Genomic DNA, 13,508 nt, shown 5'->3' on the forward strand with positions numbered 1-13,508 from the left:
TTTCCCGGCCGGCCGCCTCAGAAACGCTGAGAAAGCGGCACGGTCTCCGGCGCGGACCCCGACCACTTCTCCTTCCGCAGAAGCGCGAGCAGCGTCCTCTCCGCCGGGCCCGCGTCCTGCCGGAGCACGGCGATGACCGGCCGGGACAGGGCCGGGGACACCGGGCGGACGACATGCCCGTGACCGGGCGGCACCGCCGACGCGGGCAGCAGCGTCACGCCCAGCCCTTCGGCGGCCCAGCGCACGGCCGTCGCCGCCTGGGACACCCGGGCGGCGGTGGCCGGCATCGGTCCGTGGTCCTTGAGCACTTCCACCAGGACGGCGTCGAGCGTGCTGTCCCGGTCGAACCGCACCCACGGCTCATCCTTCAGCTCGCTCAGCTCCACCCGCTCCGACTCCAGTCGCGGATGTCCTTCGCCCAGCACCACGACCAGCTCCTCGTCGCCCAGGCGGTGGGCGTCGGAGGGGGTGCGGTCGCAGGCCGCCATCAGCGCGAAGTCCAGCGCGCCCCGGCGGCACAGCCGGTCCAGCTCGGCCGCGCTCGGCTCCTCGAAGACCGTGATCTCCAACCGGGGGTGCCGACGGCGCAGTTCGCCCAGGGCGCGGGGCAGCTGACGGGTGCCGAAACCCATCTGCACGGCGACCACCAGCTCGCCCACCAGGTCCTCGGCGCCGGCCCGGGCGGTCGCCCGTGCCCGCCGGGACGCGCTGACGGCGACCTCCGCCTCCCGCAGGAACGCCCGGCCGACCGTGGTGGGCACCAGCCCGGTCGGGGTGCGGGCGAACAGCTTCACCCCGAGTTCCCGCTCCAGGCCGCGGATCTGCTGGGACACCGACGGCTGGGCCACGCGCAGCCGCTCGGCGGCCGCGGTCACCGAGCCCTCCTCGGCGACGGCCAGGGCGTACTCGTACTGGCGCAGGCTCATCGGCTCCGGCGTCCCCTTTCCCGTGATGCGGTCGCGCTGACCGCCATCGTAGGCGCGGGGCCCCCGCGGCCGGGGTCCGCGCACGCGCGCGTAGGCTCCGGCGCATGGCCGATCCCGCGCTCCTCGTCTACACCCGCACCACCGGCTACCGGCACGACTCCATCCCGGCCGGCGTCGCCGCCCTGCGCGCCCTCGGCGGCTTCGAGGTCCACGCCCACGAGGACCCGGCGGCGCTGGAGGAGCCGCTCGACCGGTACGCGGCGGTCGTGTTCCTCTCCACCAGCGGCGAGGTGCTCACCCCGGCCGGGCGCGAGCGCCTAGCGGCGTACGTCGAGGGCGGCGGCGGCTTCGTCGGCGTGCACGCGGCGGCCTGCACCGAGGACGACTGGCCCTACTACGGCGACCTCCTCGGCGCCCGCTTCGCCGGGCACCCCCCGGTCCAGCCAGGGCGCGTCCTCGTGGAGGACCGCGACCACCCGGCGACCCGGCACCTGCCTCCCGTCTGGGAGGTGACCGACGAGTGGTACGACTTCCGCGCCTGCCCGCGGCGGACGGCGCACGTCCTGCTCCGCGCCGACGAGTCGTCGTACACCGGCGGCACGATGGGCGACGACCACCCCCTGGCCTGGTGCCGCGCACAGGGCGCGGGCCGCGTCTTCTACACCGCCCTCGGCCACACCGTCGAGGCCTACGACGACCCGCTCTTCCGCGCCCATCTGCGCGGCGGGATCACCTGGGCCGCGGCCCGCTGACCTCGCGCCACGGCGCAGCACCGCCGAGCAGCACGGCGGCCGGACGGCCGGGCGGCGGCGCCGGGGGAGGGGCCGTGCTGGCGCGCTCCACCAGCCGGGTCGACAGCTCGGTGCGGGTGCTCTCCGGGCGGTGCCCCTCCCGCATGCGCAGCAGCAGGTGCAGGGCGGTGGCCGCCATCTCGGCGAGCGGCTGGCGGACCGTCGTGAGCGGCGGGAAGAGCCAGCGGGCCTCGGGCAGATCGTCGAAACCCACCACGCTCATGTCCTCCGGCACCCGCAGGCCGCGCTCGGCCAACGCCCCGTACACGCCGGGCGCCATCCGGTCGGAGCAGAGGAAGACCGCCGTCGGCGGTTCCGGCAGGCCGAGCAGCTCACGCATGACGCGGCCCGCCGCGGCGTCGTCCGTCCCGTCCGCGTGGCGCACGTACTCGGGGCGGTGACGCACCCCGGCGGAGGCGAGCGCCGAGCGGTAACCGGCGAGGCGTGCGCGGCCGGACAGCGTGCGTCCGGGGGGACCGGCGAGGACGGCGACGCGCTCGTGGCCCAGCGCCAGCAGATGCTCGGTCGCCGTCACCCCGCCCTGCCAGTTCGCCCCGCCGACCGAGACCGCGCCGGACGGCGGTTCGCAGGCCGGGTCGATCAGCGCGAACGGCACGCGGTGCTGCTCCAGCCGGACGCACTGCGCCGGGCTCGGCTCGGCGAGGTGGAACAGGACGCCCGCCGAACCGCGCAGCACGAGCCGCTCCAGCCAGGCGCGGCCGGGCCGCTCCGATCCGGTGCGGGTGCGGGCGGCGCACACGACGACTTCGAGGCCGGCGTCGTGCGCGGCCGTCTCGGCGCCGTGCAGGACGGCGCCGGAGGCGGAGTCGTCCAGGGTGTCGACCACCAGGTCCACCAGGGGGGTCGCCCCTGCCCCGTCGAACCGGTGGCGGCGGACGTAACCGAGCCGGTCCAGGGCCTCCGTGACGCGGCGGCGGGTCTCGGGGGCGACGTCCTCGCGGCCGTTGACGACCTTGGACGCCGTCGGCACGGAGACGCCCGCTTCGCGGGCCACCACCGCCAGGGTCGGCCCGGCCGCCGTCCGCGCACGCCCCGTTCGGCCCATCGGGCCCACCCACCTCTCCCGCCGGATAGAAAGCGCTTCCTACTGTAGATCCGCGGCCGCGGGGCGGGAAGAACCCCGTCATGCGGCCCCGGGCCGCGTCCTGTTCCGGCAGGAAAAGCGGTGGGCGGTGTGGTGCTCTTGTTGTTACCGGCGGGTTCGGTCCGTGGCGCCGGCCCTCAGCGGCCGAGGTGCACGGAGCGCGTGCGGCGCGGGCGTACGCGCGGGGTGAAGGGCGGTGGGCGTATGACAGTGCCGGCGGAGCGGGAGAAGCCCGTGGTCACGACGGCGTACGGTGCCGTGCGGGGGCGGTGGGAGAGGGGTGTCGCCGTGTTCCGCGGCATCCCCTACGCGGCGCCCCCCTTCGGGCCGCGCCGCTTCCGGCCGCCCGTCCCCCCGGAGCCCTGGGACGGCGTGCGGGACGCGGGTGCCTTCGGGCCCACGGCCCCGAAACCCCCGTACTCCCCGGCCTTCGCCGAGTACCTCTCCGACCCCGACATCGAGGGCGACGACTGTCTCAACCTGAACGTCTGGACCCCCGACCCGGCCCCGGGCGCCCGGCTGCCCGTCCTGGTGTGGCTGCACGGCGGCGCGCTGACCAGAGGCTCCTCCGCGGTCCCGGTGTACGACGGCAGCACCTTCGCCCGCGACGGCGTCGTCTTCGTCTCCCTCAACTACCGCCTCGGCGTCGAGGGATACGGCCTCTTCCCGGACGCCCCCGCCAACCCCGGCCTGCGCGACCAGCTCGCCGCGCTCCGGTGGGTGCACGAGTCCATAGCCGCGTTCGGCGGCGACCCCGGCCGGGTCACCCTGGCCGGGCAGTCCGCCGGAGCCATCAGCGCGGGCGCGCTGGTCGCCGCACCGCAGTCCCAGGGGCTGGTGCGGCAGGCCGTCCTGCAGAGCGGACCGCCCGAGTCCCTGGAGCGGGACAAGGTGCGGCGCATGGTCCGCCGGATGGCCACCCGCCTCAAGGTGCCCGCCACCGCCGAGGCCTTCGCCGCCGTCGACCGCCGGCAGCTGCTGCGCGCCCAGGCCGACGTCGGCCGGCTCGGCGGCCCGGTGCTCGGCGGCCCCGCCTTCGGCATCGTCGTCGACGGCGACCTCGTCCCGCGCGACCCCCTGGAGGCCCTCACCGACGGCGCGGCCCCCGGTGTCACCCTGATGACCGGCTGGACCCGCGACGAGTACCGCCTCTGGCTGGTCCCGGGCGGTCTCACGGAACGCATCGACCGCCTCGGCGCGGTCGCCCTGGCCGGGGCGATGGCGCGCTGCCGCTGCGGCAGCGAGGTCCCGCGCGGCTACCGCGCCCTGCACCCCGACGCGGGCATCGCCGAGACCGTCGGCCAGATGGTCACCGACCACCTCCTGCGCGGCCCCCTGCACCGTCTGTCCGACGGCCGCGCGGAACCCTCGTACGTCTACGAGTTCGCCTGGCCCTCCCGCCGCCCCGGCATGGGCGCCTGCCACGCCCTGGAGCTGGGCTTCGTCTTCGACAGCGGCGACAGCCCCGACGCGCGCAAGCTCGCGGGCGAGGGAGCACCGCAAGAACTGGCGGACGCCCTGCACGGGGCGTGGGTACGGTTCGCCACCGACGGCGCCCCCGGCTGGGAGCCGTGGGGCCCGCACCACCCGGTCCAGGTGTACGGCGACGGCGTCCCGCACGTCGTGCACGGCCCCCGCGACCGCGAACTGGCCCTGTGGAGCGCCCCCGACGCCGAGCGGGCCGCGCGCACACCGCAGCCGCCGGAACTCCGCTCGGTGATCCGCCGGCTCCGCCGCAGCGGGGCGCTGCGCCGCGGCTGAGGCCCACCCCCCAGGGGTACCGCTCAGACAGCCGGGTCCCCCGGTGGATCCGGCTCCGGGCGGCGCGTGCCGGCCGGGATGCGCAGTGCGAGCAGCGCCATGTCGTCCTGGCCGTCGCTCGGGTGGTGGTCCGCCAGCACCCGCACGAACTCCTTCAGCGGCCGTTCCGCGTGGGTTGCGGCGAGACCGGCGAGCGCGGTCAGGCCCTCGTCGATGGAGCGCGCGTGGTGCTCGACCAGCCCGTCGGTGAAGAAGAGCAGGAGCGAGCCTGCGGGCAGTTCGCGCGTGTGGTCGGGCCGCTCGATCCCGGTGCTCACCCCGAGCGGCACGCCCGGCTCGGCCTCCAGGTACGCCGTCTCCAGGTCCGGCGTGATCAACAGCGGCGGGAAGTGCCCCGCGGTGCTCCAGCGCAGCACCCAGCCGGTCTCGTGCGGCTCGACACGGGCCAGGCAGACGGTGGTGACGGGGATGTCCGCGGTGGCCTGCAGGGTGCGGTCCAGCTGGACGAGGACCTGGCTGGGCGGAGTGCGGCGGTCGTAGTGCAGAGCGCGCAGCATGCTGTGGATACGGGCCATGGCGGCGGCCGCGTCCAGATCGTGGCCGGCGACGTCCCCGATCGCCACGCCGACCGTGTCGTCGGGCAGCACCATGGCGTCGTACCAGTCGCCGCCGAGCTGGTTCGGCCGGGCGGCCGGCCGGTACACGGTGGCCGCCTCGAAGGGGCTGAGGTCGGGGAGGGTGGGCAGCAGCAGCCGCTGGAAGCGCTCGGCGCTCTCCCGGACGTGCCCGAACAGGCGGGCGTTCTCGATGGCGATGCCGGCCGCGCCGGCCAGGGCGACGACGATGTCCTCGTCCTCCCGGTCGAACGGCCGGCCGTCGTGGCGCTCCGAGAGGTACAGGTCGCCGTAGATCTCGCCGCGGACGCTGATGGCCACGCCGAGAAGCGTCCGCATCGGCGGATGGCCGGGCGGGAACCCCGCGGAGGAGGGATGCGCGGGGATGTTCTCGACGCGCAGCGGCTCCGGGTCGTTGATCAGCAGCCCCAGCACACCGCGGCCGTGCGGGAAGGGCACACCGGAGAGCGCGGCGCGCTCCTCCTCGCTCAGGCCCGCGGTGATGAACTCACTCAGGTACTCGCCGGACTCGTGGAGCACGCCCAGGGCGCCGTAGCGGGCGCCGACGAGGTCCATCGCGGTGGTGACGATGCGCCGCAGCACGGCGGGCAGGTCCAGCTCGCTGCTGATGGCGAGGGCTGCGTTGAGCAGCCCCTGCAGCCGGTCCTTGGCGTCGGCCAGGGCCCGCAGCTGGGTGCCGATCCGTTCCAGCTCGCCGTCCAGGCGGAGCCGGAGGCCGGGGTCCTGGGGAGGCTGCGGCGCGGGACCGTGCCCCTCCCGCTCCCCTTCCTGCTCGCTCAACGCGTCCCCCTCGGCGACGCCCCGGCGGCAGCCGCACGCCGGCCACGGCTGGTCCGCCCATCCAGCCCTCCACGCGAGGGGTACACCCGGCCTCCCGACACGCCCGTGCTCGACCAAAGCCACAGCATGACACGGGCAAAGCGGTCATTTCCCCCATTGGTACGCCATCGGCATGCCGTCGCGCGCGGGCGGACCCGGGTGCTGCCGGGGCGACGGCCCCGCTACCGCGGCGCCTCGCTCACTGCCCCACGCGGCCGTCGACGCACTCCCGGAGCAGGTCGGCGTGGCCGCAGTGGCGGGCGTACTCCTCGATCCGGTGCACGAGCAGCTCGCGCACGGCGATGCTCTCCCGCCCGATGCGTTCGCCGAGGTCCGGATGCGCGTCCAGGACGGCGTCGGTGGCCTCCTGCTCCCGCTTCAGGTCCGCGTACGCGGCGTCGACCACGGCCTGCTCGCCGACGGCCTCGTCGAAGTCCGCGTCCCGCCGCCCGTACAGCTTCGGCAGCGGCTCGCCGTGGGTGATCCAGTTCCGCCAGTCCCGCTCGTCCTCGGCGACGTGCCGCACCAGCCCGAGCAGCGACATCGTCGACGGCGGCACCGACCGCCGCGCCAGCTCCTCCGGGGTGAGCCCCTCGCACTTCATGAGCAGCGTCAGCCGGTAGTTGTGGAGGACGTCCTTGAGCGTCGGCAGCTCACCGTCGGGCCCTGGCCCCTCGTTGTTCCGGGGGTCGTCGTCCGGGTCGGTCCACATGTCGGGGTAGACGGTGGCCTGGGTCCATCGCGCGGGTGCGTCGGTCATGCGGCCCATGCTCGACCGTGACGGTCCCGGCCGCCAATGGTTTTCGCCGCTCCCGGCGGCCGCTCAGGAGGCGGGCGCGACATGGAGCACGGCGGTCGTGCCCCGCACCTCGACGACCGTGAGGCGCATGGCGTCGTCCAGGGTCGCCGCGGGCCCCTCACCGCACCGGAGCCGTACGCCTCCGCCGCCCCGCGACGTGACGCTGCCGCCCCCGGAGCATCCGGCGATGCGGTAGCCCGACCCGTGGACCGGCGCGACCATCTCGACCTCGTCCCCGCCGACCGCCGTTTCCGCGGACGCGCGTGTGGTCGCGGACTTGACCCACCCGCAACGCGCTGTTCGATGCGGAGGGAGGCGCACCGGCGCACACGTAGGCTGCTGCGGTGCGCACGGTGGAACTGTTGTTGGACGAGGCGGCGGAGTCGGCGGTACGGGAGGCCTGGCGGCGGCTGGCGGACGCCGGACTGCCGAGTCAGGCGCGCCACCGTTCACCGACCAACAGCCCGCATCTCACCCTGGCCGCCTGCCCGGAGCTGACGGCCCCGATCCGCTGGGAACTGGCCGAGGCGGCAGCCGCGTTGCCCCTGCCGGTCCGCTTCGCCGGCCTGATCCGCTTCGAGCGGCCCACGTCCGTCCTGGCCTGGTCGCTGGCGCTCGACGCCGCGCTGGCCGACCTGCACCGGAAGGTGTGGGACGCGGTGACCTCGGATTACCGGCCCGAGACCCTCAACCCCTTCCACGCACCGAGCGGCTGGAGCCCGCACATCACCCTCGGCCGCACCCGCCGCCCCGGCGCCTTCACCAGCCGCCGCATCCCCGGCATCCTCCCGCCGCCCCCGCTGTCGGCCCGCCTCACCACCCTGCGCAGCTTCGACACGGAGACGGGGACCCTGGAGATCCTGACGCCCCGGGGCTGAGGCATCCCTCGCTCCCCGGTAGGGCATAGACTCCCCGCTTCGTCTGACGGGAGGTCACCCGAGTGGTCATCGCACGGATGGTCGCCGGAGCCGGTTCGGCCCTGGCGATGCTCACCCTGTCCGGCTGCGGCATGCTGTGGAGCTGCACCGACACGACCGCGGAGCGCGGGGAGGCGGGTGTGCGGGTGGACATCGTGGACGAGAGCGGCCGGCCCGTCGGCGTCACCGCCGAGGTGCCCGGCTGGCGCAGGGAACCTCACCCGCAGGTGCCCGCGGACGGCGATGAGATCCACTTCCAGATCCGCTTCGAGGGGGCCGGGCAGGGAAGCGAACCCGCGGTCGACGCCTGCGCGGTGGACGACAAGCGCGTGGTGCTGGGCTGTCAGACGGTCTACTCGGCCGAGGTGTTCGGCCCGAAGGGCCCCTACACGGGTGACTACTACCTCGCGGTCGACCGCCCCGAACAGGTCGCCGAGGTCCTGCTGATCCCCAACGACCAGTCGGAACACGACCGGCGGACCTGCGAGGACGACATGAAGGACGGCGGCGGGGTGCACCCGCCGGACATACCGACCCCGGGGGAGCAGCTGTAACCCTCCGGTGAGCGTCAGGTGTTCGGCAGGGTCGGGCGGACCTGGCGGAGGAACGTCGCGTTGTCCGGGGTCTCCCGCAGGCGTGTCAGCAGGGTCTCCAGGTCGGTCGCCGAGTCGCGGGAGGTCAGGGCGCGGCGCAGGCCCTGGGTGGCCGTCAGCTCCTCCGGAGTGAAGAGGAGTTCCTCGCGGCGGGTGCCCGAGGTGGTGATGTCCACCGCCGGGAACAGCCGCCGTGACGCCGACTCGCGGTGCAGCCGCAGCTCCATGTTGCCCGTGCCCTTGAGCTCCTCGAAGAAGAACTCGTCCGCACGCGAACCGGTGTCCACCAGCGCGGAGGCGAGGATCGTCAGCGAACCGCCCTCCTCCGTCTGGCGGGCGGCGCCGAAGAACCGCTTCGGGCCGGTCAGCGCACCGGCGTCCACGCCGCCGCTGAGGGTGCGGCCGCCGGGACCCGCCGCGTTGTTGTACGCCCTGCACAGCCGGGTCAGCGAGTCCAGCAGGATCACCACGTCCTCGCCCGCCTCCGCGAGCCGCTTGGCCCGCTCCACGACCAGCTCGGCGAGCGCGATGTGCTGCTTGGCGGGCCGGTCGAACGTCGAGGAGTACACCTCGCCGTGCACCGAGCGCCGCATGTCGGTGACCTCTTCGGGGCGCTCGTCGAGCAGCACCACCATCAGCCGGCACTCGGGGTGATTGCCCGCGACGGCCGCCGCGAGCTGCTGGATGAGCACCGTCTTGCCGGTCTTGGGCGGCGCCACGAGCAGTCCGCGCTGTCCCTTGCCCACCGGCGCCAGCAGGTCGACGACGCGGCCGGCGAGCCCGGAGGCCCGGTGTTCGAGGCGCAGCCGGCGGTGAGGGTGGACCGGGGTCAGGTCGCGGAAGTCGGGACGGCCCGCGAGCGAGCCGGGCGTGCGCCCGTCGACGCGGGCGATGTCGGTGAGCGCGCGCCGGTCGCCGAGGACGCCCTCCACCAGGTCGCCCTTGCGCAGGCCGTGCCGGCGCACCAGGGCGGAGGAGACGACGGGGTCGGACGAGCCGGCCACGAGGCCGGCGCCGCGCAGGTAGCCCTTCCCGGTCGCGTCGGTGTCGAGGACACCGGTGACGGTCACGGACTGCGGCTGCTGACGGCCTGATGTCCGACGGCCGGGGCGGTCGAGAGCGGTGGTCATGTGGTCGGTCCTTTCGAAGGACGAAAAGAAGAAGAGCGGAACGGCAAGGAAGGGGGGAACCGCGGTCTTCGGGAGGGCGCGTCCGCGCCTCACAGCGGTGGGAACCTCGCTGCGGTCGCCGTGCGACCGTGGGGGAAAGCCGTACGCGGGCGGTGCGAGAGCCGACGTGACGGCTGAGAGAGAAGCCGAACCGACGATGATGTCGGCGGTGGAGACCGGCCCGGCGCCCGACGGGCGCTGCACGGCACTCATGGCACCGTACCACGGGGCGGACCCGGGACAAGAGGGTCCCGCGGGCAGGCGGGAGTCCGACGACAGCCCCTACGACCCCCGCAGCGTCCGCGCGATCGACGTGATCGCCTCCGGCCCCACCCGGCAGCACCCCCCGACCAGCCGCGCCCCCGCATCCCGCCAGGCCGTCACCCGGGACGCCGAGAACGTGGGCTCGCCGGTCCAGGCGCGGGCCCGGGCGTCCCACCGTTCGCCGCTGTTCGGGTACACCACCACCGGCTTGTCCGTCACCCGCGCGGCGACGGCGACCGCGTGGTCCGCGTCCTGCGGCGTGCAGCAGTTGACGCCGACCGCGATCACCTCGTCCGCCCGCGCGGCCAGCGCGAACGCGTCCTCCAGCGGCTGGCCCGCCCGGGTGCGGCCGCCGGCCGCCGAGTACGACAGCCAGGCGGGCACCCCCAGCCCGCGCACCGCGCGCAGCAGCGCCTCGGCCTCGTCCGTGTCGGGGATCGTCTCCAGCGCGAGGACGTCCGGGGAGGCGGACGCCAGGACCTCCATCCTCGGGCGGTGGAACCGCTCCAGCTCCGCCACGGACAGCCCGTAGCGGCCCCGGTACTCGGATCCGTCCGCGAGCATCGCGCCGTACGGGCCGACGGAGGCCGCCACCCATCGCGGGCGGCCCGGACCCCGGGCGCGCCGGGCCGCCGTACGGGCGCACTCCACGCTCAGCGCCAGCAGCTCCGCGGCCCGCTCCCGGCCGACGCCGCGCCGCGCGAACCCCTCGAACGTCGCCTGGTAGCTCGCCGTGATCGCCACGTCCGCGCCCGCCTCGAAGTACGCGAGATGCGCCGCCGTGACCGCCTCCGGCTCGTCCGCGAGCAGCCGCGCCGACCACAGCTCGTCGCTCAGGTCGTGACCGGCCGCCGTGAGCTGGTTGGACATGCCGCCGTCCAGGACGACCGCGCCGTCCGCCAGGGCCGCGGCGAGGGACTCCGTGGTGCTCATACGGTGACGTTAACCGAGGCCCCGGCCTCGGCGCGCCCCCCGGCCCGGCTGCTGGGATGCTGAAAGCAAGTGTGGCCCGACCAGGGCGGTGAGTGCCGTGACGACCGCACATCAGGGCGACGACCGCCCAGCCGTGGAGAGACACGACGGCCCCCAAGATCCGCAGGGCGGGCCGTGCGACCCGCGCGGCGACCCGTTCCTGCGCACCCGCTTCGCCGTCCCCGCGCCGCCGGACACGTTCCTGCGCAGGGAGCGGCTGGCCGGGCACCTCGACGGCGCCCTGCGCACCCCCCTGACCATGGTGAACGGCTCCGCCGGCGCGGGGAAGACGCTGCTGGTCGCGGACTGGGTGGCCGGGCACCCCGAGCTGCCCGTCGCCTGGCTCACCACCGACGCCGACGGGCAGGGCGCCGGCGTGTTCTGGGCGTACCTCCTCCAGGCGCTGCGCACCTCCGGCGTGCCGCTGCCCGGGGACATCGCCTCCCCGGCCGACGCGAACCGGGTGGGCGACGCCCTGCCGGTCCGGCTCGCCGCCCTCCTCGGCGAGCGGGACCGGCCGGTGGTCCTGGTGCTGGACGAGTTCGACCGGGTCACCGCCCCGGAGATCGCCGCTCAGCTCGACTTCCTGCTGCGCCACTCCGCGCCGGGGCTGCGGCTGGTCCTCGTCACCCGTACCGAGCCGCTGCTGCCCCTGCACCGCTACCGCGCCGCCGGCGAACTGACCGAGATCCGCGACGCGGAACTCGCCTTCACGCCCGGCGAGGCGGCCCGGCTGATGGAGGCGCACGGCCTGCGGCTGTCCCCGGCCGCGGTGCGCGGGGTCGTGGAGCGGACCCGGGGGTGGGCCGCCGGACTGCGGCTGTGCGCGCTGGCGGCCGAGGAGGCCCCGGACCCCGAGCTCTGCCTCAAGGAGTTCGAGGCCGACCGGAGCGCCGTCGCCGACTTCCTGCTGGCCGAGGTGCTCAAGCGGCAGGACGCAGAGACGCAGGAACTGCTGCTGCGGGTCAGCGTCCTCGACCGGTTCGGCCCGCGGCTCGCCGACGCGGTCACGGGACGCGCGGACGCCGAGGACACGCTGGCCCGGCTGCACCGGAGCAACGCCTTCGTCCAGCACGTCGGCCACGGCGTGTACCGGCTGCACCCCCTGTTCGCGGAGATCCTCCGCGCCCATCTGCGGATGCGCCGGCCCGGACTGGAACCCGAACTGCACCGGCGGGCCGCCGTCTGCCTCCGTACGTCCGGGGCGCTCCCGGCGGCGCTCGGGCACGGCGCCGCCGCCGACGACTGGGAGTTCACCGCCTCCGCCCTGGTCGACGACCTCGCCCTCGGCCAGTTCTTCACCGGCCCCCGCGCCGACACGCTCGCCGCGCTGATCTCCCGGATGGGGCCGCGGGGCGGCGACGGCCCCGCGCCGGAACTCGTGCGGGCCGCCGCCCGGCTGTCCCGCGGCGACCTCGCCGGAGGCGCCGTGCGGCTGCGCCGGGCACGGCAGCGTATGGCGCGGTACGACGGCCCGGCGGGCGAGCCCGACACGGCGGCCGTCCGGATGGGCTGCGCCCTCCTGGACGCCCTCGTCGCCCGGCTGGAAGGCGCGCCCGGCCGCGCGGAGGACGCCGTACGCGAGGCCGAGGAGCTGCGGGACCTGCTTCCCGCCGAACTGCTGGACCGGCACCCCGAGCTGTTCGCGCTGCTGCTGGACCACCTGGGGTCCGCCCGGCTGTGGGCCGGGGACTTCACGGGGGCGCGGGCCGCGCTGACACGGGCGGCGGCAACCGGCCCCGGCGCGGCCGTCACCGCCCTGCCGCGTGAGGACGCGCTGGCCCGGCTCGCCCTCCTGGACGTCCTGCACGGCTGGCCGGGCCGCGCCGAACGCACGGCACGCGAGGCCCTCGCGGAGACCGAACGGTCCGGGCTCGCCCGGCCCGCCGCCTCCGGCGTGGAACGGCTCGTCCTCGCCGCCGTGGCCGTGGAGCGCGAGGAGCTGGGGCAGGCGCGGGCGCTGCTCGGCACGGCGGGCGAGTCGCACCCCGCGCTGCGGGACCCCGTCCTGGAGGCCGGGCGCGCCCTGGTCGCCGCGCGTCTGCACCTGGCGCGGGGCGAGCCCGGTGCGGCGCGGAAGGCGGTGGAGACCGGCGTGCCGGCCGACGCCGTCTCACCGTGGGCGCGGGGCGAGACGGCCCTGGTCGCGGCGGCCGCCGACCTTGCGGAGGGACGGCCGCAGGACGCCGCCGCGCTGCTGCCCGAGGTGCCTCCCGACCAGCCGGCGTGCGCGGTCGGCGCCGCCCGGGTGCTGCTCGCCGCCGGACGGCCCGAGGCGGCCGTACGGCTGCTCGACCGGGCGGCCGTCGACGAGCACGCCGGCCCGGCCGTGACCGTACGGGCCGCGCTGGTACGGGCACGGGCGGCCGACCGGGCGGGGGACGCCGCCGCGGCCCGCCGCCTGGTCGCGCACGCGGTGACGGAGGCCCACCGGGAAGGACTGCGACGGCCCCTCACCGAGGCGGGGTCATGGATCCGCCCCTACCTGACGCCCACCCCACGCCACCGCCGCCCCGCCGCGCCCCGCCCGGCCGGCAGCCCGCCCCCGCCGGTCGAGGAACTGAGCGGCCGCGAACGGGACGTGCTGCGGCGGCTCGCCCTGGCGATGTCCACCGAGGAGATCGCCGCCGATCTGTACGTCTCGGTGAACACGGTGAAGACGCACCTGAAGAACGCCTACCGCAAGCTGTCGGTGGGCCGCCGCAGCGAGGCGGTACGCCGAGCCCGGGAACTGGGCCTCCTGTGAGGCGACGACGG

General features: G+C 75.7%; 12 protein-coding genes. 5 read left to right on the plus strand and 7 right to left on the minus strand.

Annotated features, from left to right (window positions below; translation table 11 throughout):
* Positions 1 to 17: 17 nt before the first annotated feature.
* Positions 18 to 926, minus strand: a complete 909-nt coding sequence (locus ACP7TJ_RS26575; protein WP_093766172.1) for a LysR family transcriptional regulator — start codon at positions 924 to 926, stop codon at positions 18 to 20.
* 104 nt (positions 927 to 1,030) lie between these two features.
* Here ACP7TJ_RS26575 and ACP7TJ_RS26580 point away from each other — a divergent pair, with 104 nt between their 5' ends.
* Positions 1,031 to 1,678 carry a ThuA domain-containing protein gene (locus tag ACP7TJ_RS26580; protein ID WP_401406396.1) on the plus strand — a complete coding sequence of 216 codons (648 nt, stop codon included), beginning with the start codon at positions 1,031 to 1,033 and terminating at the stop codon, positions 1,676 to 1,678.
* Here the strand turns inward: ACP7TJ_RS26580 and ACP7TJ_RS26585 are convergent.
* Positions 1,656 to 2,783: a LacI family DNA-binding transcriptional regulator gene (locus tag ACP7TJ_RS26585; protein WP_427765881.1), complete on the minus strand. Its 1,128-nt coding sequence runs from the start codon at positions 2,781 to 2,783 to the stop codon at positions 1,656 to 1,658. The genes ACP7TJ_RS26580 and ACP7TJ_RS26585 overlap by 23 nt on opposite strands.
* Before the next feature lie 243 nt (positions 2,784 to 3,026).
* Between ACP7TJ_RS26585 and ACP7TJ_RS26590 the strand changes: the two genes are divergently transcribed.
* Positions 3,027 to 4,583, plus strand: a complete 1,557-nt coding sequence (locus tag ACP7TJ_RS26590; protein WP_367494973.1) for a carboxylesterase/lipase family protein — start codon at positions 3,027 to 3,029, stop codon at positions 4,581 to 4,583.
* Between the two features lie 23 nt (positions 4,584 to 4,606).
* On the opposite strand, the gene ACP7TJ_RS26595 is transcribed toward ACP7TJ_RS26590, so the two are convergent.
* The 3 genes from ACP7TJ_RS26595 to ACP7TJ_RS26605 form a co-directional block, all read right to left on the minus strand.
* On the minus strand, positions 4,607 to 5,998 hold the full coding sequence (locus tag ACP7TJ_RS26595; RefSeq protein WP_380880994.1) for a PP2C family protein-serine/threonine phosphatase: 1,392 nt from the start codon (positions 5,996 to 5,998) through the stop codon (positions 4,607 to 4,609).
* Between the two features lie 238 nt (positions 5,999 to 6,236).
* The gene (locus ACP7TJ_RS26600; protein WP_193458030.1) at positions 6,237 to 6,806 is read right to left on the minus strand and encodes a DinB family protein; all 570 of its coding nucleotides are present in this window, start codon (positions 6,804 to 6,806) and stop codon (positions 6,237 to 6,239) included.
* A gap of 54 nt (positions 6,807 to 6,860) precedes the next feature.
* A complete protein-coding gene (locus ACP7TJ_RS26605; RefSeq protein WP_427765885.1) occupies positions 6,861 to 7,058 on the minus strand; it encodes a hypothetical protein in 198 nt (65 codons plus the stop codon).
* Positions 7,059 to 7,180: 122 nt separating this feature from the next.
* Between ACP7TJ_RS26605 and ACP7TJ_RS26610 the strand changes: the two genes are divergently transcribed.
* A complete protein-coding gene (locus ACP7TJ_RS26610; RefSeq protein ID WP_093766167.1) occupies positions 7,181 to 7,714 on the plus strand; it encodes a 2'-5' RNA ligase family protein in 534 nt (177 codons plus the stop codon).
* 62 nt (positions 7,715 to 7,776) lie between these two features.
* Positions 7,777 to 8,307: a hypothetical protein gene (locus tag ACP7TJ_RS26615; protein ID WP_427765888.1), complete on the plus strand. Its 531-nt coding sequence runs from the start codon at positions 7,777 to 7,779 to the stop codon at positions 8,305 to 8,307.
* Between the two features lie 14 nt (positions 8,308 to 8,321).
* Here ACP7TJ_RS26615 and rho read toward each other — a convergent pair whose 3' ends face one another.
* A complete protein-coding gene (gene rho, locus ACP7TJ_RS26620; RefSeq protein ID WP_427765891.1) occupies positions 8,322 to 9,476 on the minus strand; it encodes a transcription termination factor Rho in 1,155 nt (384 codons plus the stop codon).
* Positions 9,477 to 9,797: 321 nt separating this feature from the next.
* Positions 9,798 to 10,712, minus strand: a complete 915-nt coding sequence (gene mmuM / locus ACP7TJ_RS26625; RefSeq protein WP_403159490.1) for a homocysteine S-methyltransferase — start codon at positions 10,710 to 10,712, stop codon at positions 9,798 to 9,800.
* A 133-nt stretch (positions 10,713 to 10,845) separates the two neighbouring features.
* Between mmuM and ACP7TJ_RS26630 the strand changes: the two genes are divergently transcribed.
* The gene (locus ACP7TJ_RS26630) at positions 10,846 to 13,497 is read left to right on the plus strand and encodes a LuxR C-terminal-related transcriptional regulator (RefSeq protein ID WP_427767483.1); all 2,652 of its coding nucleotides are present in this window, start codon (positions 10,846 to 10,848) and stop codon (positions 13,495 to 13,497) included.
* The last annotated feature ends 11 nt before the right edge of the window (positions 13,498 to 13,508 follow it).

Origin of the sequence: Streptomyces sp. DSM 41931, from assembly GCF_050271085.1 — a bacterium.
In the GTDB taxonomy this organism is placed as follows: Bacteria; Actinomycetota; Actinomycetes; order Streptomycetales; family Streptomycetaceae; genus Streptomyces; species Streptomyces albogriseolus.

Excerpts from the sequence above, each read along its gene's own strand:
- rho (WP_427765891.1), bottom strand. The coding sequence starts at position 9,476 with ATGACCACCGCTCTCGACCGCCCCGGCCGTCGGACATCAGGCCGTCAG.
- ACP7TJ_RS26575 (WP_093766172.1), bottom strand. The coding sequence starts at position 926 with ATGAGCCTGCGCCAGTACGAGTACGCCCTGGCCGTCGCCGAGGAGGGC.
- ACP7TJ_RS26605 (WP_427765885.1), bottom strand. The coding sequence starts at position 7,058 with ATGGTCGCGCCGGTCCACGGGTCGGGCTACCGCATCGCCGGATGCTCC.
- ACP7TJ_RS26580 (WP_401406396.1), top strand. The coding sequence starts at position 1,031 with ATGGCCGATCCCGCGCTCCTCGTCTACACCCGCACCACCGGCTACCGG.
- ACP7TJ_RS26590 (WP_367494973.1), top strand. The coding sequence starts at position 3,027 with ATGACAGTGCCGGCGGAGCGGGAGAAGCCCGTGGTCACGACGGCGTAC.
- ACP7TJ_RS26600 (WP_193458030.1), bottom strand. The coding sequence starts at position 6,806 with ATGGGCCGCATGACCGACGCACCCGCGCGATGGACCCAGGCCACCGTC.
- ACP7TJ_RS26585 (WP_427765881.1), bottom strand. The coding sequence starts at position 2,783 with ATGGGCCGAACGGGGCGTGCGCGGACGGCGGCCGGGCCGACCCTGGCG.
- mmuM (WP_403159490.1), bottom strand. The coding sequence starts at position 10,712 with ATGAGCACCACGGAGTCCCTCGCCGCGGCCCTGGCGGACGGCGCGGTC.